The sequence below is a fragment of the Christiangramia lutea genome, assembly GCF_022489035.1.
In the GTDB taxonomy this organism is placed as follows: Bacteria; Bacteroidota; Bacteroidia; order Flavobacteriales; family Flavobacteriaceae; genus Christiangramia; species Christiangramia lutea.
Map to the genome: position 1 here is coordinate 996,375 of NZ_JAKVTV010000001.1, position 24,970 is coordinate 1,021,344.

Below are 24,970 nucleotides of genomic sequence, written 5' to 3' on the forward strand. Positions count from 1 at the left end.
TTGAAGTTTCCCCTCTATATCGCCAAAAGGTATTTATTTACCAAAAGCAAGAACAATGCGATCAACATCATCACGATTATCGCGGCGATTGGGGTTTTTGCCGGTGCTTTTTCTCTTTTTATCGTCCTTAGCGGATTTTCAGGCCTCCGCGATTTCAGTCTTTCCTTTTCCAATGAATTTGATCCTGACCTGAAGGCTATTCCAGAACAAGGTAAGGTCCTTACTATTTCTGAAGAGCAATTAACCCAGATCAGGAAAATTCCTGAAATCGCAGAATTCAGCAAAGTTGTTGAAGAACGAGTGATCCTGAGCTACAGATCTAAAACCAACCCTGCCTTTATTAAAGGTGTTGATGAAAACTACCGGATGGTCAATAAAATTGATAGTGCGGTAGTTTTTGGAACCTGGCTAACTAAAAGTGAACCCCAGGTAGTAATTGGTAATGGTTTATCCAGATTGTTGGATGTAGGAACTTTCAATTACCAGAACCTTTTGAAGATCATGGTTCCAAAGCCAGGAAAAGGAGCTATTACCATGACCAATCTCCAGGATGCTTTTAGCACCAGGCAAACCATAGTTAGCGGTATATACAGCGTGAATGAGGAACTGGACGACAAGTACGTTTTTACCAATATCAATTTTGCCAAAGACCTGCTGGATATGGGCGAAAATGAATTTTCAGCCATAGAATTCAAATTAGCGCCTGACGCATCATCAGAAAATGTTACCGAAAAAATCAATGAGATTTTTAAGGGTGAGGCTATTGTAAAAACCAGGGCAGAACTGAATGATGCCCTTAATAAAATGTTGAATTCAGAAAATCTGTTCGTTTACCTAATTTTCACACTGGTACTCACCATTGCACTTTTCAACGTTGTAGGTTCTATTATCGTTATGATCCTGGATAAACGTGAGAATATTAAAACGCTTTACAATTTGGGTGCATCTCCAAACCAGATCAAGAATATATTTTTCTACCAGGGAATGTTGATGACAGGGCTTGGAGGTATTATAGGTCTTGCGATGGCAATAATACTTATCCTTCTTCAGTTAAAATACGACCTGGTAATGATCACACCAAACCTGCCCTACCCGGTACAAATGAAATTCGAGAACATCCTGATAGTCCTCATTACTATATTTACCTTGGGACTAATAGCTTCTTATATTGCTGCAGGAAGAAGTAAAAAGGCCTTGAAATCTACTTAGAAATCATTTTTCACATTTCGACTGCGCTCAATGTGACAAATGTTATTTTTTGTATTGAACTTGCTCCGACTGCGCTCAGCATGACATGTAATTAAGCGAACTGGTAATCTGAAAATTCTCTTTCTACCTCATCGAAAGCCTTAAAAACATCTACTGAATCATCGCTGGTCACCATTTTCATACGGTATTCCTTAAAGTGTGGAATTCCTTTGAAATAATTGGTATAGTGACGACGGGTCTCAAAAACTCCTAATTTTTCACCTTTCCAGTCTATGGCCATTTGAAGGTGTCTCCTGGCAGCATCCAATCGTTCTTTCATCGTTGGAGGTGGCAAATGTTCACCTGTTTCGAAATAATGTTTCACTTCTCTGAAAAACCATGGATAGCCAATACTTGCCCGACCTATCATCGCGCCATCAAGTCCGAATTTATCACGCATTTCCATGGCACGCTCCGGTGTATCCACATCTCCGTTACCAAATACAGGAATATGCATACGTGGATTATTCTTCACTTCAGCGATAGGCGCCCAGTCTGCTTCACCTTTATACATCTGCGCCCTGGTACGGCCATGAATGGAAATTGCCTGGCAACCCACATCCTGAAGTCTCTCGGCAACTTCAAGGATCTTAATTGAATCGTGATCCCAACCTAAACGGGTCTTTACAGTAACCGGCAACTTGGTATGTTTTACCATGGCTTCGGTAAGAGAAACCATCAGGTCTACATCCTTTAGAATCCCGGCACCGGCTCCTTTTGAAACTACTTTCTTCACCGGGCAACCAAAGTTGATATCAATAATATCTGGCCCGGATTTTTCAACGATCTCAACCGACTGAAGCATAGATTCCAGGTTAGCTCCAAAGATCTGGATGCCAACTGGACGTTCCTTTTCATAAATATCGAGTTTCATGGTGCTTTTCGCCGCGTCGCGAATAAGCCCTTCTGAAGAAATAAATTCAGTATAAACAACATCTGCCCCCTGTTCCTTGCAAAGTGCACGGAATGGCGGGTCACTCACATCTTCCATCGGCGCCAGAAGCAACGGGAAGTCTCCTACATCTATATTTCCAATTTTTGCCAAAGCTTCTCTTTTTCAGGTCGCAAAATTACTAAATTATTCCAATGCCTGAAAATAAGTTAACTAAGCTCCTGAATTACTGATTTTGAGTCTGTAATCTTTCGTTTTCTTCAGCAGTGATGGCGCGCTTATTATCACCAAGCTTGAAATTACCAAATTTATAGGTTACTCCAAATCGAACCAAACGGGATTCGGGCTTAGCGAAATATGAGTAATTCTGATCTAAGTATTGCGATCTTAAAGGTATGTTCATGGTATTGAAGACATCTTCAACATTCACGGTGGCCACTAACCTGGAGTCGAAAAAAGTCTTTCTAAGTCCTAAGTTCAATCCGAATTGAGGTTCTTCAAATTCATAGGAACCAACAATATAATCTGGAATATAAGTAGACGTCAATTCTCCTGAAAAAGTCCCGTCCTTAGACAGGGTAAAGAAATTACCGGCATATAGATATGCTCCAAAGGTATCATTGGTCACGATCTGGCCTCCACTTTCCAGGGCAGGAAAATCATTCTGCATATAAAAGAATGAAGAGTAAGCGGTTAAATACCACCAGTCGTTCAAATAAGCATAATATCCTATATCAAAACTAAATTGCTGGTAAAAATCCATGTTCAAACTGGTTGAACGAAGGTTCCTGTTCACATTATCCTGGAATGGAATGGTGGCGATCTCGTTATTTGCCCTATCCCAGTAAAGATCGAAGAACCATTTATTATTATAGCTGTAGCTAAATTTGATCATATTCGAAATAGCAGGAACGAGATTAGGATTTCCATCCTTGAAATTATTCTCATTTAGAAAATACCTGTAGGTGTTAAGGGTTTCAAATCGGGGTCGGGTGATTCGCCTGCTATATTCCAGCCCAAAGGCATGATTGTCTGATGCATTATAATTCAGGTAAAAAGTAGGAAATAGTTCAAAATAATCCTGTGAGTTCACGAGTCCCTCACTATCAGAAACTCCCAGTACTTCTGTATATTCACCACGCAGGCCTAACTTCAAAGACCATTTTTCCCAGTCTTTAGTCAAACTGGCATAAGCCGCCATAATATCCTCTTCATAATTTAAATTATCTGAAAGATTTCCTGAAAACTGTCTTGTACCCGTATTGGTGTCAAAATAATCCTGGCCACTTTCAGTTCTTAAACCGGAGTATTTCAAACCGGTTTCAAAACTGCTAGATCCCAAAGGAGTGGTAATATCAACCTGTCCTGTATAGATCTCACTATTTTGATTCGCTTCTGTAGTAAACGAGTTATCTCTAATAAAACTTCCATCTGCCTGGAAATATTCGGTCATGATATGCTGAAACTGGCCATTATCATAATTGATGTAATTTGCCACTGCAGATAACGTCCCGTTATCACCTAAAGTGGTATTATAGGTAGCTGCCAGAAGAATATTATCTGTAGTACTATGCAACTTACTGTCTGTAGTAAATAAAGAATCCAGGGAATTGTTTTGGTCATAGATATCTGTTTGCCCATCTATCTGGCTGTCAACATCGGGAATAAGCTGAATATTGGCACTCAAGCTCAAAGTACTTTTTTCACTAAGTGTAAAATCCAGGATAGTATTTAGACTGTGAGATAGTCTGTTGGTATTCCTTTCAAAATCGGTTAACCATCTTGAATCTACATCTCCATTAGGTTCATAAAATTCCAGGAAACTTTCATCAACCTTTACCAAATCTCTTTGACTGTAATTATAGCTAGCATAAAGATTTAGCCAGTCATTTTTATAATACTGGCTGGTTCCAACATCATATTTTGGTAGAATGGCAATCGTATTTGATGCATTTAGGCTCCCTTTATATCCAATAGATATATTCTTTGATGTGGTGATGTTCAAAATTGCTCCGCCTTCAGCATCATATCTCGCTGGGGGATTGGTAATCACTTCTACAGTTTTTATGTTCTCTGCAGAAAACCCTTCCAGTAACTGCTGTAATTCCTGAGAGGTCAGGTAAACCTTTCTATCATTTATATAAACTGTAGCCGGCCTGTTCTTTACCAGTAATTGCCCCTGACTTACCACCACTCCCGGGGTTCTTTTAAGGATTTCAAAGGAGTTCCCGGTAGACAAGGTGGTATTTTCCACATCAAATACCAACCGGTCTATTTTTCTACTGATCTTTGGTTTACGGGCATTTACCACCACTTCATCCAAATCATTAGATCCCTCCTGTAAAACAATAGGAGCAATATTCGTATCGCCTTTTATCTTTATTTTCTGAAGATTATCTGAATAGCCAATAAAAGACACCTTTAGTAAATAGGTGCTGTCTTCTATATTGTTAAGAATAAAGAATCCATCTTCCTCGGTTATTCCTCCTTTGTAAACACTGGTAGAATCTTCAGCGTTCAAAAGAATGACATTGGCAAATGCAACAGGGGAATTATTCTGATCAAGGACCTTTCCTTTTACTTCACTCTGTGAATAAACCGCACAGGAAAATAAGAGGAAAATAAGGGGGGCAAACTTTATTTTCAGCATAAATAGGTTAGCGTAATATTCAATAAAATATGCACAAATATAGAATTTATTGAATACTTCGGATAATATTTACAAAAACCGATATGATTTTGATATTAATTATTCCAATTACCATCATTTTCATGAGTGAAATTTAGGAATTTTAGGTGGTCACTCCAGTATCGAATCGTAGAGAGCCTGCTGTATCTTCGTTCTTGTATTTAGCTTGTACAAACGGGTGTTATTTCTGGTTGGAAGGACACGGTTAGAGAGAAAAATATATAATAGATCCTCTTTTGGGTCCATCCATACCATAGTTCCTGTAAAACCTGTATGTCCAAAACTATCTGAACTGGCATCTTTCGCGGTATTGCTATTTTCACCTTTGTATTCCAGGTAGGGTTTATCAAAAGCCAAGGCACGGTGATTATCATTTTCAGGGAACTGGGTTTTGGTAAATTCCCTTAAGGTTGCTTCATTAATATATCTTAAGCCTCCATATTCTCCCATATTTAAATACATCTGCATGAGTTTGGCCAGGTCGTTAGCATTGGCAAAAAGTCCGGCATTGGCAGAAACGCCACCCATCATAATGGCTCCTTCGTCATGAACGTTCCCGTGAATCTCTTCATTCCTGAAATTAAAATCACTTTCTGTAGGCACAATTCTTTCAATTGGAAATTTTTTGGAAGGATTATAAGTTACGGTCGTTGCACCCAGTTTATCATAGAAATTTGTATTGATATAATCTACGAAATCTTCATTCGAGATCTTCCCTACGATCTCAGGTAAGAGATAAAAAACAAGGCCGGAATACTTGTATTTTGCCTCAGCTTCCAAAGGCGACTTCTTTATGGCCTTATAAATTTTCTTTTTGTAATTACGGTGCAGCCAGAGTTCATCGCTTACCCGAACTGGGTACCTGGCTGAAGAATCCTTCTTAAAAGTATACCATTTAAAACTCCCATTATCGCGAAGGGTATTTTTCCAATAAGGGATCCATGGTTTAAATCTAGCCTGGTGAGCAAGGATCTGCCTGAAAGCAATATCCTCTTTATTCGAATTATTGAAATAAGGGAGATAATCTTCTATTCCAGCCTGAAGATCGAACTTTCCCTCGTCATAAAGTTTCATAAGTGCCGGCAAGGCTGTAGATATTTTACTAACAGAAGCGAGATCATAAATATCTGATCTTTCAACTTTGATAGTATCGCTGTATTTGTGCAGGCCATAAGCCTTATGAAAAACTACTTTTTGATCCCTTGCAACCAACACTACTCCTCCCGGTGTTGCCTTCATATCGATTGCTTCATTCATCAGGGAGTCTATTGCGTTTCCCAGTTTTTTTGAATCCATACCGGCATCCTCCGGATTTGTATATTTAAACCTTAACCCTCCATTAAGCTCCAGTCCATCTCCGGCTTTAAATTTTTCTCCCACCGAAACTGGCAGTTTTCCCGTCGCTCCAATTCCACCAAAGATCAACTGCGCAGATAATTCCTGTGAAATTTCTGTATCCTGGTATGCTTCTATTAATACAGCAGAGTTTTCTATGTTTTCCAGCTTATCGAGCACGTATGGATTTTTGAATATGCTGAAAATTGAATTTTTACTCTCTGAAAGTTCTGAAATGAATTTCTGAACATCTTCTGAAAGTTGTATCTGGTTTCTTGACCTTATGCTGAAATCATGTAAACCAACGATAACCAGATTATAATCCTCTAGCTTCTCTTTCAGGTTTTCGATGTCGGTTGTATTGGCTTCTCGATCCAACTGAAAATCATCAACCCTGGTATAGAGTTTAAGAGTCTTCTGGAACTCTGTGATTTCAGATGCTCCAATCGAAACCGAAGCTATTTTCAGGCTGTCCAGCCTTCTCAAAGGCAGTAAAGAATTTTCATTTTTTAATAGAGTAAGGGAGGCTTCAACCAGTTTTCGGTTCAATAATTTTGCTTCAGGCTTATTCAGTTCTTTTTCTATATTTTCAACCGGAAGAGGTTCATAATTATCCAATCCTACCCATTGCTTCACCGCCAGGATCTTTCTGCATCGCGCATCGATCTTTTTCTGGGTAATAATTCCCTCATCTATGGCTTTTCTAATCTCAGAGATTGCCTTTGGAATATCTTCTGAAAACTCCAGCAGATCATTCCCCGCCAGGATAGCTTCTTTATCTACCACTCCGGGTTCATTCCCTTCTGCCACACCTTTCATGTTCATAGCATCGGTTACAATAAGTCCTTTAAAGCCAAGTCTTTCTTTCAGAATTCCAGTAATTATAGGTTTGGATAAGGTTGATGGAGTTCCAGTGGAATCCAATGCGGGAATATCCAGGTGAGCGACCATCACTCCGCCAATTCCTTCATTAATCAGCTCTCTGAATGGGTACATTTCCAGGTCATCCAATCTTTCAAAAGGGTGATTAATCTGGGGCAGGGCATAATGTGAATCTGTATCTGTATCACCATGACCAGGAAAATGCTTTGCCGTAGCCAGAAGGTTCTCGCTCTGCATTCCTTTCATGTAGGCAATTCCCTTTTGAGTAACATTCAACTTGTCTTCACCAAACGATCGATAATTGATAACCGGATTTTGGGGATTATTGTTCACGTCTACTACAGGTCCAAAATTGATATGCAGCCCAGTGCGTTTCAATTGCCTGGCGACCTCAACACCCATTTCATAGATCAATTCTTCATCCTGAATTGCCCCAAGGCCCATCTGGTAGGGAAAGCTTATGGTATTATCCAGTCTCATGCCCAGCCCCCATTCTGCATCTATTGCTCCAATAATTGGAACTTTTGAAGCCTGCTGATATTCGTTCATCAATTTCAACTGAGACTTTGGATCTCCCTGCATGAAAATGAGTCCACCTATTTTATATTCCCTGATGTATTTCAGGACTTCTTTTTTATGTTCTTCATCTTTATTTGAAAAAGCCGGAATCATTAAAAGCTGGGCGATACGCTCATCAGGAGTCAATTCCGTCATGACCGAATCTACCCATTTGCTGTTCGTATATTTTAAAAACTCAGGTTCCTTTCGCTGTATTTCCTGTGCTAAGAATTCATTTCCGAAGATCAGGGCGGTGATCACCACCAGAAGGGATTTATTCAACTGCATTTAGAATTTTCTCTTTTAAACTTTTATATAAATCTTTCTTTTGTCCAAAATATAACCAATAACCCACATTAGAAGCACATAAGAAACTGCAAAAGCCAGGGAAGCATTATAATCACTTAGCCAGCTTAGATAGAACTTATTATAGATCCAGGGTTTCATTGGTTCTCCATCAAAATATATAATTGCCATAAGCATAACTACAACTCCAGACATTATAAAAATGAAAAGCGGGTTCTTCCCGAATGCCTCAAAAAAATAGGTCCATTTTTTTAATCCGAAAACCTCAATTACCAGGATTAGCGCGGCGAGGATTAACAAATCCCAACCGATGCTGTAAAGGACAAAAGTACTTGTCCAGATGCCTTTATTAATTGGGAAATATGGTGCCCATAGCAAAGCAGCTACTAATATAATAACTCCTGCAGCAGCTAAACAGATCACTGTAGTTACATTATTACCAGATCTCTGAATGAATTTTCCAGCAATATAACCGGCAACAATATTTACTATCGCAGGTAATGTGCTTAAAAGACCTTCCGGATCAAAGGGAGTCCCAAATCCGTTCCATAGATTTTCTTTTCCAAAAATTAGCAGATCCAGTTTTAGGGCGGCATTGTTTTCCAAGCTATATGGATTGGGATGTGTACCGAAATACCACATTATACCCCAATAAACCAGGAGAATCAAACTGCTTAGAAGGAGCACTTGTTTTACTTTCAAATAATGCAAAATAAGTGAAGCGAAGAGATAGCAAAGTGCGATCCTCTGCAATACCCCCATGATGCGAATTTTACTAAAATCCTTCAGCACCAGTTCCTCACCATTATGAAATACAAATGGGAATGCATTAAGTAATAAACCTATTACAAAAATCAGTGCACTCCTGCTGAGCACTTTTTTGAGAAAATCTGAATCAGACCGGTTTTCATATTTCCGCAGGCTGAAACTCGCCGCATTTCCTATAACAAATAGAAAGGTTGGAAAAACAAGATCTGTAATGGTGAATCCATGCCAGGCCGCATGCTTGAATGGCGCATATATATTAGACCAGCTACCGGGCGTATTAACAAGTATCATTAAGGCGATAGTCATCCCCCTTAACACATCCAGTGCAAGATACCTATGATTTCCAACGACGCCAGTTTTATTCATATAAGGGTAATTAGATCAAGAATCCAGAGCTATTTTCGGCAACTTTCACTATTAAAGTTTATCTATTAAACATAAAAGTATAATTTTTTATCAATTATAGAATCTTAAATAAAATTTTTATTTAATTGTTTTAAAAAATGGTTTTTTTTTATATTTTTAATTTTGGCTTTAGGAAACTTAAATAATTAGCTTATTTTGAGCTGCTTTAAAAAATTTCCAAACAATTATATGACTAAAAATCTACAAGACTTTCTTATTACTGATGATGCCCTAAAAGACATTAGTAATATTGAAAGGAAAAAGTTTCTTCAAAAGATCAAGATCATCAAATATCTTTTTTTGAATGGCAGCACTTCCAATGCTGATATTTGTGAAAAGTTCGATATAAGCCTTCCCACCTCTATGGCCCTGCTTAACCAGCTTATGGAAACCGGAATAGTTGTGAAATCGGGTCAGGGTAAATCTGAAGGTGGTAGAAAGCCAGATCTTTACGGACTCAAAGAACAGTCCTTTTTTGTATTAAGTATCCACATTAAACGCTTTAAAATAAAGATCGCAGTCACAGATAATAATCATTCCATAATAATGGAAGAATCTATCGCGACAGAGATCTCCCCGAATTCTAATATCGTCGACCTGCTTTATGAGAAATCTCAGGAAGTGATCGAAAAATCAGGGATAGACTCTGAAAAGCTTCTTGGGGTTGGTATTAGTATGCCGGGACTGGTATCTTCAACAGAAGGTAAGAACTTTACCTATTACCTTACTGAACAGGAACCAGAATCCCTACAGGATAAATTTGAAAAGAAGTTTAGGAAACCCGTGGTGATCCTTAATGACACGAAAAGTGCCTGCCTTGCCGAATATAGATTCGGATTAGCCAAAAACAAACAAAATGTACTAGTAATCTCGATGGATTGGGGTATTGGACTAGGAATTATTATGGGTGGTAAAATGCATACGGGTCATTCCGGGTTTGCCGGTGAATTCGGGCATATACCTATGACCGAGGACGGATTGCTATGTCATTGCGGAAAAAGAGGATGCCTTGAGACGGAGGCCTCTGGCTTAGCCCTGGTAAGAAAAGCCAAAGAGGGACTGGAAAAAGGACAAACCTCGATCCTGAACAACCTTAAAGGCGAAGATTTTGAAAAAATGGATCCTCACGTGATTATCCAGGCAGCAAACAAGGGAGACCAGTTTGCCATTAATCTGTTATCGGAAATTGGAATTAACCTGGGTAAAGGAATAGCAATACTTATCCAGATCTTCAACCCGGAACTTATCATCCTGGAAAGTGAGATCGCACAGGCAAAACAGTTTATCACCACCCCAATTCAACAATCTACGAACACTTATTGCATGATGCAGCTAAAAGAGAAAACGAGTATAGAACTCTCCAATCTCGGCCCTAATTCAGGTTTATTTGGCGGCACCATCGCAGTTATGGAAGAAATATTTAAAGATCAGGTAGCCATGCTAAAAGCAAGCAATGGCTAGCTGAAAGGAAAATTTATATTCAACAGTTATGGCCAGATTAAACCTATTGGAAGAGACCCGCTTCGAGAAATTAGCGGTGAATGTTTTTGAAGACGAACATATTGCGGCAAAAAAAGTTGCACGAAGAATCGCCGATATTATTATTTCCAAGCAGAAGGAAAATAAAAATGCGGTTTTAGGTTTGGCCACAGGAGCTACTCCTGTTGAGGTTTATGAAGAACTGGTTAGGCTGTATCGGGAAGAAGGTTTAAGTTTTAAAAATGTGATCACCTTTAACCTCGACGAATATTACCCCATGAAACCCGAAGCTAAACAAAGCTATGTAAGGTTCATGGATGAACAATTGTTCGACCATATAGATATTCCCCGGGAAAATATTCATATTCCAGATGGAACCCTGAAAAAGGAGGAGATTGCTGATTACTGCCTTGAATATGAAAGAAAGATAACCGATGTAGGCGGTTTAGATCTACAAGTTCTGGGAATTGGTAGAACCGGGCACATTGGTTTTAATGAACCTGGGTCAGCCCCGAATTCCGGAACCAGGCTGGTTACTCTGGACGACCTAACCCGTCGTGATGCCTCCAGAGAATTTGGAGGAAAGGAGAATGTGCCCACCAAGGCTATCACAATGGGAATTGGTACCATTTTCAAGGCCAAGGAGATCATCCTTATGGCCTGGAGCAAAAAGAAAGCACCAATAATCCGGAAAGCGGTGGAAGGAGAGATCTCCTCGAATGTTCCCGCTACTTTTTTACAGTTATCAGATAATGTTGAATTCATCCTGGACAAGGACGCCGCATCTGAACTTACCAGATTCGACACGCCCTGGTTGGTTAAAGATTGTAACTGGACCCCTGCCCTGATTAAAAAAGCGGTGATCTGGTTGTCCAGAAATGTCAACAAACCAATTCTAAAATTAACCGAAGAAGATTACAATTCCAACGGAATGGCTCAGCTGGCTACTGAGCAAGGTCCCGCATATGATATCAACATTAGTGTTTTCAATGAATTGCAACATAGCATAACCGGTTGGCCCGGAGGTAAACCCAATGCCGATGATTCTCAGCGTCCGGAACGTATGGAACCTTCGCACAAGAGATGCTTGATCTTTAGTCCACATCCAGATGATGACGTCATCTCCATGGGAGGCACGTTCATTCGCCTGGTAGACCAGGGACATGATGTTCATGTCGCTTATCAAACTTCGGGAAATACCGCAGTTTGGGATACAGACGTTTTAAGGTACATGGAATTCGCTATAGATTTCAAAAAAAGCATTGGTGAAGACACGGCCAAATTTGAGGGGATTTACGACAAAATGAGAAGTTTCCTTAAAACGAAACAACCCAATGATATAGACCTTGAAGAAATCCAGGAAGTAAAAGGATTTATAAGAAAAACTGAAGCGATCGCCGGTGCCCGGTATGCCGGGCTTAAGGATGATCAGATACATTTCATGGCGCTTCCTTTTTATGAAACAGGAAAAAAGAAAAAGAACCCGGTAACCGAGGAAGATGTGAAACTAACTATGGATCTTCTTAAAAAGATCAAACCTCATCAGGTTTTTGCAGCGGGCGATTTTGCCGATCCTCATGGCACCCATATTGTATGTTTCCGTATCATACTTGAGGCCCTCACCCGACTTAAAAAGACTGAAGACTGGGTAAAAGACTGCTGGTTATGGTTATACCGAGGCGCCTGGCAGGAATTCCAGGTTCATGAGATCGAAATGGCCGTGCCTCTTTCTCCGCAGGAAGTTCAGCGGAAAAGACATGCAATCTTCCAGCATCAGTCGCAAAAAGATCGTCCGGTTTTCCCTGGAGACGACGAACGTGAGTTTTGGATAAGAGCCGAGGAAAGAAACCGTGAAACGGCAGTGAACTATCATAAACTGGGACTCGCCAATTATGAGGCTATGGAAGCTTTTGTAAGATGGAAATTTTAGGCAATTAAAATCCTAATTAAATGAAGAAAGGACTCAAACAATTATTTTTTATAATTATCGCAAGTGCACTGGTTTCGTGTAGCTCAAATCCTTATAAGAAAACCAATAAGATCTATAAAAAGCAGGTGAAGGAGTATGCCAAACAACTCCGGGAATTCACCCCTGAAAAAGACAAGGAAACTGATACCCTTAACTACGGAAAATATGCGGTTGGAACCACAAATTTCAACCTTCGAAAACCTAATTATGTGATCATTCATCACACCGCGCAGGATTCGGTAGGCCAGACCCTGAAAACTTTCACCCTTCCCAGGGCTCAGGTAAGTTCTCATTATGTTATTTCAAAAAATGGCGAGATCTACCATATGCTGAATGACTATTATCGTGCCTGGCATGGAGGCGTAGGTATGTGGGGAACCACTACCGACCTGAATTCGACCTCTATTGGAATTGAACTCGACAATAATGGTTCTGAAAGCTTTTCTGATGCACAGATCCAGAGTCTTCTTGATGTTTTAAAGGAACTTAAAACTAAATACAATATACCGGATAAGAACTTTATTGGACATTCAGATATCGCACCTGGAAGAAAGGTTGACCCGAATGCCAATTTTCCATGGAAAAAACTTGCAGAAGAGGGCTACGGATTATGGTTTGATGAAGAAGAAATAGAAAAAATTCAACTCCAAGAAAATCTACAAAATCATGTTGATTATGAGTTAAGCGATATTTTGGACTTCAGACTCGCATTTCTGGACAAGATCCTTTTTCCTGAAGTGATTCCTGCCGGATTCGACCATAAACTCGCTTTGAAGGCTATTGGATATGATGTTTCCAACCTTAACAATGCCGTAAAATCCTTCAAACTGCATTTTGTGCAGGAAGATTATGAGAATCCTGTTTTAAGAAAAGGAGACCTCAAGATTCTCTATAATTTGTATCAAAAATACCTGTAGTTTTATTGATAGTTTATTTAAATAAAAAAGCCCGGGTCAAATGGTCCGGGCTTTTTTGATAGTTCAATTTACTTAATCGGTGGTTTCTTCGGCTACTGCTTCGGTAAAAATATCCTTCTGCTTTAGATACAACAGCTTTTCATCGTTTTCATTAAATACTCTTTTGGTACGCAGGTAACGATTGAAATTATATTCGTCGAATTCAGAATTTGTAGAGTCCAGTGTGCTTATATGAACGTCCCCCATGGAGTGAATGAATTTATTATCTCCAATCCACATTCCTACGTGTACTACTCTTTCTGAAGTGGAATCGGTCGCTGGTCTTCCGAAGAATAGCAGGTCTCCAGGAATTAGCTTCTCAAAATTTTTGGTAGTATCTATTAACTTTCCAGTATGCACCTGCTGAGAGGCATCCCTGGGGATCACGACTCCATTCAGGAAATACACCGTTTTTGTAAATCCACTACAGTCAACGCCTTTTGGTGAGGTACCACCCCATAAATATGGAAGACCCATCAATTTTTTTGAAGTTTCCACCAGATCCTCTTTTTGCATATCCAAGGAAGTAAGCCAGTCCTGGTAAGGTTGTGCCTCAGACATCTCTACAAAAGCTTTTCTACCATCTGGATATTGAACCCTATAAAATTTATTTTCGTCGCTTAGAAGTTCTAAAATGTCTCCGGCTACCAGGTCGCTTACACTTTGAGATCCGCTGTCTGGCTTCTCATAGGAATTACCGAAGGGTTTCAGGTAAATAAGCTTTTCAGCCGATTTCCATTTCGAAAATTCATCTGGAGTCATACTTGCCAGACCTCCGTAATCTACCCATCCCAGGTATCCATCTGGTGTTTGAATATAATACCAGCCTCCCTGTTTCTTATAGACATTTAAAGGCATGCCCAGGGTTGCCTGGGTAACGAGTTGCGCTGAGTGCTTAGGTTCATCTCTTAAATTGGCTACAGAGATCTTTACCACGCCCATAGTTTTTCCTTCAAGGCCTTCAGAATCTGGAAGCATACTAATACTATCAGTAAATTTGAGTTCCTGTTCCTTCATTTTTTGCTTCAGCTCGGCTACAGCATCCGGAAGATTAGATTCACCCTTCAGAACATAATTCTGGTTCTTTTTTTCGGCTTCAATATCAAAAAGAGCGACTCTTTTATCTGGTGCGTACTCGCCTCTAACCTCGGCGATCACATCTTCTGCCTGGTTATTTTCCTTCTCTTCCACTTTTTCCTCGCAGGAAGCAAATACCATAATGGCCATTATGGCCAAATACTTAATTCTGATATTCATAGTATCTCAATTTTTATTCAAAACTAATCAATTTCGCTCCGGTTCCATTTCTGTCGGGAAAATGAACCTCAGCATCATAAACTTTTACACCCTCGGCTATATCCTCCTTTATTAGAAGACCTCCATCCATATCTACATAATCCAGCATTGGCAGCAACTGTCCAATGGCCGACATGGAAACGGTAGATTCGGTCATACAACCTACCATTACTTTTAGATCTAGAGACCTGGCCATTTTGATCATTCTCCTCCCCGGGGTGATGCCGGCACATTTAGTAAGCTTAATATTCACTCCATGGAAAAATGGGGCGCAATCAGCAACATCGTTCTCTACTATACAACTTTCATCTGCAATTAAGGGTAAGCTTGATCTTTTATAAAGTTCCTGCATTCCTTCGGTATCCTCCGGTTTTAATGGCTGCTCCAGGAACTCCACATTCAGTTCTTTCATGGCATTGCTATTTTTAATTGCCTGCTCCACCGTCCAGGCGGCATTGGCATCTAAACGAAATACTGAATTTGTATGTTTACGTAATTCCTTGACAATGGCAATATCGTCATCTGTTCCCAACTTTATTTTATAAAGAGGCCAGGGAAATTCCCTGATCTTTTTCACCATATTTTCTACGGTATCGATACCTATGGTATAATTGGTAAGCGGAACATTGGAATTATCGAGTCCCCACATTTTGTAAAGCGGTAAACCATTTCTCTTTCCATGAAGATCATGCATAGCCATATCCAAGGCACATTGAGCAAACGGATTTTCTTTTAATTCAGGAAAAGTAAGTTCCCATAATTCCTCAGGTGTTCGATGAATATTTTCAGCTATTATTGACTCAACCGATTTAATGGAAGCGATCATTTTCTCAACGGTGACTCCATAATATACCGTAGCGGCAGCTTCTCCATAACCTGTAAATCCACCATCAGACAAAATAACTATAAGTGTAGGCTGAAAATCCCTTGAACCATGGCTAATGGTAAAAGTATTCTTCAGCTCTAGATTGAAGCTTTTATATGTTATTTCCATCTTGAAAACTATTTAACATCCAGGCCATTTTTATGGTTCAGCCATAAGCCCAGAAAGGTAAGTCCGGCATTGACCAGTAAAATTTCAAAACCGAACTGATACCCATTAAACCAGGCTTCAGAATTCTGGTCTACGATAACCGAAATTATGGGAGCCAGGATACATATAATTGGCACGAACCGGTCTTTCACTGCTCTTTTATTTAATAATCCGAAGGCGAATAAGCCTAATAATGGCCCATAAGTAAATCCGGCAACCTTGAAAACAGCACTTACAACACTGGTATCATTGAAGCTATTAAAAATAATGATAACCAGGAACATTAGCAGGGTAAAACCAATATGAACCCATAATCTTGTTTTTTTCTGATGGGTTTTTTTATTGGGAAGATCAAGTATATCTACACAAAAGGAAGTAGTAAGCGCGGTTAATGCTGAATCGGCACTTGAAAAGGCAGCCGCAATAATTCCCAGCAGAAAAACAACCCCGGCAAGTATTCCAAAATGATTTAATGCTAATAATGGATATAAATCGTCACTTCTTTCAGGAATCGAAATACCCTGATCTATGGCGAATTTATACAATAGCACGCCTAGCGAAAGGAAAAGAACCGTTGAAAAGAAAAAAGTAATGGAAAACCAGAATATATTCTTTTGAGCATCCTTCTGATTCTTGCAGGTAAGATTCTTTTGCATCACATTTTGATCCAGTCCGTTCATCGCAATAGTTATAAAGATTCCGGCAAGAAAGGTTTTATAGAAGTTCCTGTCTGATCTCCAGTCCCAGTCGAAAATTGTAGACATCTTACTTTCTGAAACCGTGCTGATCATTTCTGAAAAGCTTAGTCCCATCTGGTCTATGATCATAATAATACTTATGACCACAGCAAGAAGAAGAAAAGTGGTTTGTAAAGTATCTGTCCATACAATGGTTTTGATCCCTCCCCTGAACGTGTATAGCCAGATAAGGATTATGGTAGTTAAAACTGTTACATAAAACGGGATCCCGAATGCATCGAAAAAAGCTATCTGCAATACCACTGCCGCCAGGAATAACCGGAAGGAAGCCCCTATGGTCTGGGAGATCAGAAAAAAAACCGATCCTGTGTAATAAGATCTCATTCCGAACCTATCCCGTAGATATTCATAAATTGAAACGAGTTTTAGCCTGTAAAAAAGCGGAATTAGTACAAAAGCGATCACGGCATACCCCACCATATTTCCCATGACGAACTGCAGGTAGGTCCAATTAGAGTTTCCGACTTCCCCGGGAACCGAAATAAAGGTAACCCCGGAAAGGGAGGCACCTACCATTCCAAATGCCACCAGATACCATGGAGATTGCCTATTTGCTGTAAAGAAAGTTTCATTATCTGCCTTTCGGGAAGTGAAATGACTAATTCCTAAAAGCACAATAAAATAGGCGGCTATAACTCCGAAAACCAGTAATGGGCTCATTTATTCATTATTTAGATCTATTTCTTCAAAATCACTTTGATTTCCTAATCTGTCTACAGCGGTAATCCCAATCTTATCCATAAATCTCTTTTTCTCACCTACCACATTCTGCAAACTGTAATTATTCGTGTTCCCATCAAGAATTTTATAATCCCAGTTCCCTTCTTCATATTTAAACCAAAGCACATACTTTTCTATATCCTCATTTTGACCAACAAGCCAGTTCATCTTGAGTCTGTCGTTTTCTATTGTTGTAGTAACTTTTGGTGCTTCTGGTGCAGAATCATCTAACCACGGACTGGCCGGCACAAGAGCTTTTTTACGATAAGGCCCTTCAACCAGAGCCTTTGCAAGGTCATTATGTTGCAATAATGGGCCAATGCTCCAATGCACTGAACCTTTACTTTCCGGTAGCATTCCCCTGGTGATCATGATCTGGTTGATAGTTTCATCAATATTCTTCTCATCTCCTCCTAGACCTACTTTTAGACCTGGCCAGAGATGCCTGTTCATGGTGTTTTCAGATTCCCACCAGCCTAATAATTCGGGAAAACTCTGCCCATACTGATTGATCTGCCAGTATAGTTGCGGGGTAAAATAATCTATCCAGCCCTCGTTCAGCCATAATTTAGCATCTGCATACAGCTTTTCATACTGATCATATCCCTGAACAGATTCAGGATATCCAGGTCTCCAGATCCCAAACGGACTCAAACCGAATTTCACATGAGGTTTTTCAGCCTTTATCTCATCATATATCCTTTTGATGAAGCGGTTTACATTATCCCTTCTCCAATCTGACCTGGTAAGCTTTCCGTTTTCGTTTTTATATGCCGAAAAGGAGACATTATCCGGAAAATCCTTTCCATTATTATATGAATCATAAGGATAGAAATAATCATCGAAATGAACGCCGTCTATATCATATCGCTTTACTATATCCATAACAACATTTGCGGAATGATCCTGGGTTTCAGGATTTGCAGGATCCAGCCACCACATGCCGTTGGCAAGTTCTATAGCCAACTCTGGTTTCTTCTTAATAATCGAGGTTTCTGTTACTTCTCCCCCGGTGGTATGATGTGCCCGGTACGGATTTAACCATACATGAAGTTCAAGCCCTCTTTTATGAGCCTCGGAGATCCAGAATTCAAGCGGATCGTAAAAAGGTTGCGGTGCCTTCCCCTGCTCACCGGTAAGAAAATAAGACCAGGGCTCGAGTTCACTTTTATAAAGGGCATCTGCCTGCGGCCTAACCTGAAAAATAACCGCATTGAAATTATGTGACTCTAAAAAATCCAGCAATTTTAATGCTTCCTGTTTTTGTTGTTCGGTAGATAAACCGGACTTACTCGGCCAGTTGATATTAGCCACGGTAGCTACCCAGGCAGCCCTGAACTCTTCGATATTCAAAGGTGGTTGCTTGCTTTCTTTGCCTTCGATCTCAATTACCTCATCTGGAATATTTTCCTCCTTAGAAACATCCTTATCTATCTCTTTCTCCTTTTCAATTTTGATCTCCTCAACTGTTTCGGGAGTTTCTTTTTCAGCAGAGGTAGTAGGTTTAGTCGATTTACAGGAAAAAATGAAAAGCGCGAATAAAACCGGCAGGATCTTTAAAATTCTGGTCATTAGGGGCAAAATTAATTTTCGTGGTTATTTATTTCATTATTTATCACATCCAGCAAACCCTGAGGCTTGTCTCCGGACAATCTCCAGAACATGATTCCACCGAGATTATTATCCAGAGCATATACTGTTTTACCGGATACCGATAAAGAGTCGTCATAGGTAATGAAGACCTCCTTTTCGGCGTTGTAAATATAGGGAGCACTAGCTTCGTTATCCCAGAAATATTCAAATCCGTTCGATCTTTTTGCATAATTTTCTAGATCCCTATAAAGTACTGACTCTTTGAATCGTCCCTGTTGATAAAGACCATTTAAAGAATCAGTTACATTTTCCCAGACTCGAGCATAAAAGGCGGCTCCTATCACCATCTTTTCAAGAGGCACACCTAAGGAGTCCAAATATTGAATAGATCTGTCTGCTGACGATCTCTGGCCTTTTGTGGAGTATAAGGAAGTATGATGCCCTGTTTTGGTACTTCCGCCACCAACCATATCGTAGGTCATGATATTAACGTGGTCTACCAGTGGCATCACTTTATCCCATTCAACAGATTTATCCAGAAAATCTTTGAAACCGCCAGCCGCTAAACTGATAACTTTATCCTCTCCCACGCTATTTCTTAGACTTTTTACTAACAGGGTGAAATTTTCCCTGTCTTCAGGTTTAAAAGCATGCCCCTGATACCCGGCAATAGCTGGATATTCCCAGTCAAGGTCTATGCCATCGGCATTATAATCCTTTAGGATTTCCTGTACAGAATTAGTGAAATCACTCCTGCCTTTTTCAGAAGAAAAAACTTCGGAACAGGTTTCACAACCGCCCCATCCACCAAGAGAGATCAGAATTTTTAGATCAGGATTCGATTTTCTTACTGAATCAAGATGCCTTAAACTAAGGCTATCTCTTTCGGTTACCTTTAAAATGTTACCATCCAGGTGAAGAAAACTATAGATCACCTGGTCCAGTTTTTTAGCGGTCTCAGGTTTGATCTTCTCACTTCCGGTCCAGTAGGCAATAACTTTAAAATCATCATTCTTAACCGAAAATTCTTCAATTTCCGAAAGTTCAGCCTTTTCTTCAGTTTTATCCTTACAGGAAAAGCAAAAGGAAACCAGAAAAACAACAATTACCGACCTTGTTATTAGAATAAATTTTTTCATAATTCGGTTTTTAAATGCAGTGAATTAAGTTTAGTAATTATAATTATCACAAATAAAAAAGATCGCCAAAAATACATTTGACGACCCTTTTTGCTAATCCCAATATTCAATTAATTATCTGCAGACCACCATAGTTCTGTTCCCTGCTCATCAGGTCCCTGAACTCCGATTGCTTCCTGCAAATTAGCTCCGTTGGTATTATACTCAACGTTACCATATCTCATTCTTTCTGGGTATTCACCATTTAGTGTTCCTGCCGAATATAATTCGTAGTCTGATACCCCGTTAGCAAGTTCTGCCGGGTAACCGGTATCACGTACGATCGCCCAGGCCTCAAACCCATCTGTATATGCCGCGATCCATCTCTGAACGGCGATCTTTTCCAAGTTTTCTTCCATGCTACCATCTAGCAAGGCCATTCCTTCGTTAGCCAGGAATTCAGCAATTGAACCTTCATCAACATTCCATTGAAGCATTGACTGCCTGATACCTTCCTGGTACAACGCCTGAGCATCTCCAGATCCCAGTCCTTTTACAGCGGCTTCTGCCTGTAAAAAGTTTCCTTCAGCAGCCGTCATCACTACTTCAGGAGCGATTGGAGCTCCACTGTTCTTAGGGTTTACAACCAGTTCTGCAGGAGCAGAGAAAAGTTCATATTTAATATGAGGATAGACATCGCCATTTAGCCTGGTAGGCTGGCCAACATAATAAGGCCCTCCTGATACAGATATAGTAAACTCATCGGCCGAACCACTTCGGGTGTAATCGACACCGGCATTATCAAGTTGTTCCAAGATAAAATCTACGTACTTGTCAAATAAGGCTACACCGTTTCCTTCAGCGGGCCTGGTAAAGGTTACGTCTCCTCCAATAATGGGTTCGGCGTAGTAAGGAAGCCTGGGATCGTTGTTATCTCTTAAATAATCAACAAGGGTCTTTCCTATTTTCCACTTAGAACCAAGGCCTCCGAAGTTATGCCAGATATCTCCATAAGCAGCATTTCCAAACTGGTCTATCTCGGTATCCTTCTCCATAAGCGCATTTTCATCAGCTGCTGTTAGCAACGGATTTTGAAGCGCAGAAGAGATCGCGGCAGAAGCGAAATCTGCTCCAGGAGCTCCCTGAGCTCTTAAAGCCATTCTGAGCTTAAGAGTATTGGCCAGTTTTTTCCACTTCTGAAGGTCTCCGTTAAAGAAAAGATCATTTTCTGCTAAAAATTCAAGCCCTTCACCTGTGATGCTTTCTTCACCAATAATACTCATTGCTTCATCAAGTTCAGCAATCACACCCTGATAGATTTCAGCCTGTGTATCAAATTTTGGTGTTACGATATCAGGATTCGACGCCTCTGTATAAGGAACCATTCCAAAAGTATCTGTGTACATCTGGTAGTAAAGACCTTTCATGATCAATCCAATAGCATAGAATTTATCATTTTCCAGTTCTCCTCCAGGCCTTACAAAATTCTGATAGGTACTGAATTTTCCTAAATAACCGGCTAACCAGTCGTAAGCGGCATCGGTATAACCTACATTGTAACTATAAGCAAGGCCGTCTGTCCACCAGCAACCATTAAAACCGAAGGTAAACTGCCCGGCGAAACGGTCGGCATGAATTAACTGTGCTCTCCAGTAAGGGAATCTATTTGGAGCATAAAGTTCGATCTGTAAACCGGTAAGAAAATACTTAGCACTTACCTCTTCCGAGGTAAAAGCATCCGGTTGGGTATTTATTTCTTCGAAGTCTGAACATCCTGATATCAAAAAGACCAAAAGTAACAGGCTTCCACTGAAGATTTTTAATATTCCTTTCATAACTCTTTTTTAAAAATTAATATTCAAATTCAGTCCAATGCTTCTTAGAGATGGTGCGTTGTTCAAGGAAATTCCCTGACCAGAAAGACCAGTACCTATAGAAGAATCAGGATCTATATCCTCAGCATCCTTATAAAAGAAGAATAGGTTTCTTCCAATTAAACCTATAGAAGCCTGGCTTAATCCAATTTGCCCTACCATATCTGAAGGGAACCTATAATTTAAGGCAAATTCTCTTAATCTCACATTAGTTTGATCATAAATATAGTTGGAAGTAATTCCTGAATAGCTACCCCAGTATTCCTGAGCGGTGATAGATTCAGTATTTTGTGCTCCTGTTCCTTCATTTATTGCGTCTACAACAACTCCTCCATCTCTAAATTGCAGGGTTCTTTCAGATACACCGGCTGCATCAAGATAGGATGAAGTAGCAGAATAAATTTCACCACCAAATCTACCGTCTACAAGAAATCTCAAACTCCAGTTATTCAGAGTAAAGGTATTAGAAAAACCGGCTATCCAGTCTGGTTGAGCATTTCCAAGTTTTTCAACCTCACCAGCTAATGGGAATCCTTCTGCGTTTACAAGTCTTTCACCATCTTCGTTAGTTTTCCAGGTAGTACCGTAAAGGTCTCCTATTCCACCACCAACACTTGCTCTCACAGAAAAGTTACCTAATGTATTTAAAGGCAAAGTTTCCAGACCGTCGATTAAGGCAACAAGTTCGTTATTATTGGTTGAGAAGTTAAGCGATGTTTCCCATTTAAAGTTCTCTGTACGAATTGGTGATCCACCAATTAGCGCTTCAAAACCTTTATTCCTTACCTCACCAACATTTTCCTTAAAGAAGGTAAATCCTGTTCCCGGAGGCACCGGAACGTTATAGATCATATCGGTTGTTCTAATAGAGTAATAAGAGAAATCTCCGTAAAAACGATTCCCGAACATATTGAATTCAAGACCAACTTCTGAAGATTGTACACTCTCAGGTTTTAGATCTGGATTCAACCTAACTTCTGGTCCGTTAAGAACAGTAAGACCAAGATATCCTTGCGTTGGAACGCTGAAAGTCTGGTATAACTGGTAAGGTCCAGTATCGTTACCAACATCTGCCCAACTTCCTCTTAATTTCAGCATATTCAGCCAGTCTTTGTCCGGATCGATAAAACGATCTACAAGAACCGATAAACTCGCCGATGGGTAAAAATAAGAGCGGTTGTCTTCTGCCAAAGTTGAAGACCAGTCGTTTCTTCCTGTTAGGTCAAGGTATAAGAAATCATCATAGGAAAGACTTAGCTGACCGTATAATGAATTCACTTTTTTGATCTGAAGCGGATTATGCGTACTTGTTTGGATATTCGTATTACTTAAGAATACTCTTGAAGGTAATCGGAAATCCTGACCTCTAACGATCACTCCTTCTGAAGTTCTTTTTGAAAGGTTACCACCAAAATTCGCAACAAGGTTGAACTTATCGGTGATATCCTTATTTGCTGTGAAAAGGAAATCTCCATTTAGTTCAGTATTTTTAAAAGTTCCGAAGTTTAATCTACCTGTATAGAAGAAATGATGCCCATAATTCTGAACATATTCTGTTCTGGAATTGGTAATATCCCCTCCTACCCTGGCGAATAGCGATAGCCAGTCATTGAATTCATAAGTTAATTTTGTAAAACCAATAAACCTGTCTCTACGCTCATCGTTTTGATCTTCATTCAACATCCAGTATGGGTTACCTATACTTTTATTCTGGCCGGCATAACTAATCGCGGCATACTCATCAGCAAACATTGAAGGATCTTCCCAAAGTGAAGGTTTGTATCTTCTAAGGTCGGAAGTTCTAACGTTTCTAGGAGTTCTGTATACAAAAGCAAGCACACCTTCAGTACCAAGGTTCACCCTGTTATTAAGATCCTGAGTAAAATAAGTGGCTTTACTGTCTATATGAAACTTGTCTGAAAGATCAACCAGAGCTCTCAGGTTAAAGTTATGACTTTGTAAATCTGAATTTGGAAGAACTGCACTCGTATTGTTATTAGTATAAGAAAAACGAGTACTAAAATTCTCTCCTCCTTTATCTATTGCAACCGTATTAATCGCTTGTAAACCCGTTTCAAAGAACTCATCAATATTATTTGGTTGGGCCTCGTATGGGCGTTGTTCACCGGTATAATACAACTGACTGGATCCATCAAACCTTGGTCCCCATGAGGAACCTCCAAAGTTTTCAAGATCGGCATAATACGCTCCGTTATTTCCCTGTCCATATTCATTCTGAAATTCTGGAAGAAACATTGGGTTTTCAAAAACCACGTTCGAGTTAATAGAAACACCAAGACCTCTTCCCCTTGTACCTTTTTTAGTGGTAATAAGAATAACACCACTGGCTGCACGAGATCCATAAAGTGCCGCCGCGTTAGGTCCTTTTAGTACAGATACAGACTCTATATCAGATGGATTGATATCGGTGATACCTCCTCCAGTCACTGTACTGTTAAAAATACTACCACCAGATTCGTTCCCGGATGCATCGATTGGAATACCATCTACAACGATCAAAGCCTGGTTATTACCTGTTAAAGTGTTATTACCACGAATAGTGATCCTGGATCCAGATCCTACCCCTCCAGAAGAGTTAACTACCAATCCCGGAACTTTACCAACGAGAGAATTCGCAACGTTAAAGTCTTTCACCTCATTCACCTCTTCAGATTGAAGTTCGGTAACCGCATACCCCAGGGATTTCTTTTCCCTGGTTAAACCGAGTGAGGTAACCACGACTTCATCTAAGGCCTCTGCATCTTCAGACATTATTACATCTAAAGTAGTTCTACCATCCAAAGGTATTTCCTGTCTCCCATATCCAAGAATCGAGAATTCAAGGATCGCATCTGGGGACACCTCTATAGTATAGTTACCGTCAAAATCGGTAACAGCACCATTACTGGTTCCAATTTCAACAATAGTAACTCCCATAAGCGGAAGACCGGTTTCCCCATCTGTAACATTTCCTGTTACGACCTGTTCCTGGGCAACAATGCTTTGAAAAAATAAAAACATTGCAGCCAGCATGTAAGGTAATTTTTTGACCATTGGTTTTAGTTTTTGTGAATAATTCGATTGCGTTTTC

The 24,970-nt window shown here is 39.9% G+C and carries 15 protein-coding genes; 4 read left to right on the plus strand and 11 right to left on the minus strand.

All coding sequences use genetic code 11. From position 1 onward, the window contains the following. The gene (locus tag ML462_RS04570; RefSeq protein WP_240712567.1) at positions 1-1,209 is read left to right on the plus strand and encodes an ABC transporter permease; all 1,209 of its coding nucleotides are present in this window, start codon (positions 1-3) and stop codon (positions 1,207-1,209) included. A 91-nt stretch (positions 1,210-1,300) separates the two neighbouring features. Here the strand turns inward: ML462_RS04570 and dusB are convergent, their stop codons facing one another. From dusB to ML462_RS04590, 4 genes are all read right to left on the minus strand, one after another. Beyond that, positions 1,301-2,293, minus strand: a complete 993-nt coding sequence (dusB, locus tag ML462_RS04575) for a tRNA dihydrouridine synthase DusB (RefSeq protein ID WP_240712568.1) — start codon at positions 2,291-2,293, stop codon at positions 1,301-1,303. 73 nt (positions 2,294-2,366) lie between these two features. Next, complete coding sequence (locus ML462_RS04580; RefSeq protein ID WP_240712569.1) at positions 2,367-4,790, minus strand: outer membrane beta-barrel protein; 2,424 nt, start codon at positions 4,788-4,790, stop codon at positions 2,367-2,369. A gap of 150 nt (positions 4,791-4,940) precedes the next feature. Then, positions 4,941-7,892, minus strand: coding sequence for a serine hydrolase domain-containing protein (locus tag ML462_RS04585; protein ID WP_240712570.1), 2,952 nt, complete (start codon positions 7,890-7,892; stop codon positions 4,941-4,943). A 15-nt stretch (positions 7,893-7,907) separates the two neighbouring features. Then, positions 7,908-9,044, minus strand: a complete 1,137-nt coding sequence (locus ML462_RS04590; protein ID WP_240712571.1) for an acyltransferase family protein — start codon at positions 9,042-9,044, stop codon at positions 7,908-7,910. A 228-nt stretch (positions 9,045-9,272) separates the two neighbouring features. On the opposite strand from ML462_RS04590, the gene ML462_RS04595 reads away from it, so the two are divergent. Genes ML462_RS04595 through ML462_RS04605 form a run of 3 tightly spaced genes read left to right on the plus strand, consistent with a single transcriptional unit; the run spans position 9,273 to position 13,448 of the window. After that, positions 9,273-10,544 (plus strand): ROK family transcriptional regulator, encoded by a 1,272-nt coding sequence (locus ML462_RS04595; RefSeq protein WP_240712572.1) that lies wholly within the window; start codon positions 9,273-9,275, stop codon positions 10,542-10,544. Positions 10,545-10,572: 28 nt separating this feature from the next. Next, the gene (gene nagB / locus ML462_RS04600; protein ID WP_240712573.1) at positions 10,573-12,492 is read left to right on the plus strand and encodes a glucosamine-6-phosphate deaminase; all 1,920 of its coding nucleotides are present in this window, start codon (positions 10,573-10,575) and stop codon (positions 12,490-12,492) included. A gap of 20 nt (positions 12,493-12,512) precedes the next feature. After that, positions 12,513-13,448 carry an N-acetylmuramoyl-L-alanine amidase gene (locus ML462_RS04605; RefSeq protein WP_240712574.1) on the plus strand — a complete coding sequence of 312 codons (936 nt, stop codon included), beginning with the start codon at positions 12,513-12,515 and terminating at the stop codon, positions 13,446-13,448. A 72-nt stretch (positions 13,449-13,520) separates the two neighbouring features. On the opposite strand, the gene ML462_RS04610 is transcribed toward ML462_RS04605, so the two are convergent. From ML462_RS04610 to ML462_RS04640, 7 genes are all read right to left on the minus strand, one after another. Next, positions 13,521-14,744 carry a C40 family peptidase gene (locus tag ML462_RS04610; protein WP_240712575.1) on the minus strand — a complete coding sequence of 408 codons (1,224 nt, stop codon included), beginning with the start codon at positions 14,742-14,744 and terminating at the stop codon, positions 13,521-13,523. 13 nt (positions 14,745-14,757) lie between these two features. After that, positions 14,758-15,777 carry a dipeptide epimerase gene (locus tag ML462_RS04615; RefSeq protein WP_240712576.1) on the minus strand — a complete coding sequence of 340 codons (1,020 nt, stop codon included), beginning with the start codon at positions 15,775-15,777 and terminating at the stop codon, positions 14,758-14,760. 8 nt (positions 15,778-15,785) lie between these two features. Continuing rightward, positions 15,786-17,234 carry a sodium:solute symporter gene (locus tag ML462_RS04620; RefSeq protein ID WP_240712577.1) on the minus strand — a complete coding sequence of 483 codons (1,449 nt, stop codon included), beginning with the start codon at positions 17,232-17,234 and terminating at the stop codon, positions 15,786-15,788. Next, positions 17,235-18,866: a glycoside hydrolase family 10-like protein gene (locus ML462_RS04625; RefSeq protein ID WP_240712578.1), complete on the minus strand. Its 1,632-nt coding sequence runs from the start codon at positions 18,864-18,866 to the stop codon at positions 17,235-17,237. A gap of 11 nt (positions 18,867-18,877) precedes the next feature. Further along, positions 18,878-20,026: a glycoside hydrolase family 18 protein gene (locus ML462_RS04630; protein ID WP_240712579.1), complete on the minus strand. Its 1,149-nt coding sequence runs from the start codon at positions 20,024-20,026 to the stop codon at positions 18,878-18,880. A gap of 110 nt (positions 20,027-20,136) precedes the next feature. Next, complete coding sequence (locus tag ML462_RS04635) at positions 20,137-21,840, minus strand: SusD/RagB family nutrient-binding outer membrane lipoprotein (protein WP_240712580.1); 1,704 nt, start codon at positions 21,838-21,840, stop codon at positions 20,137-20,139. Positions 21,841-21,849: 9 nt separating this feature from the next. Then, positions 21,850-24,933, minus strand: coding sequence for a SusC/RagA family TonB-linked outer membrane protein (locus tag ML462_RS04640; protein ID WP_240712581.1), 3,084 nt, complete (start codon positions 24,931-24,933; stop codon positions 21,850-21,852). Positions 24,934-24,970: the final 37 nt, after the last annotated feature.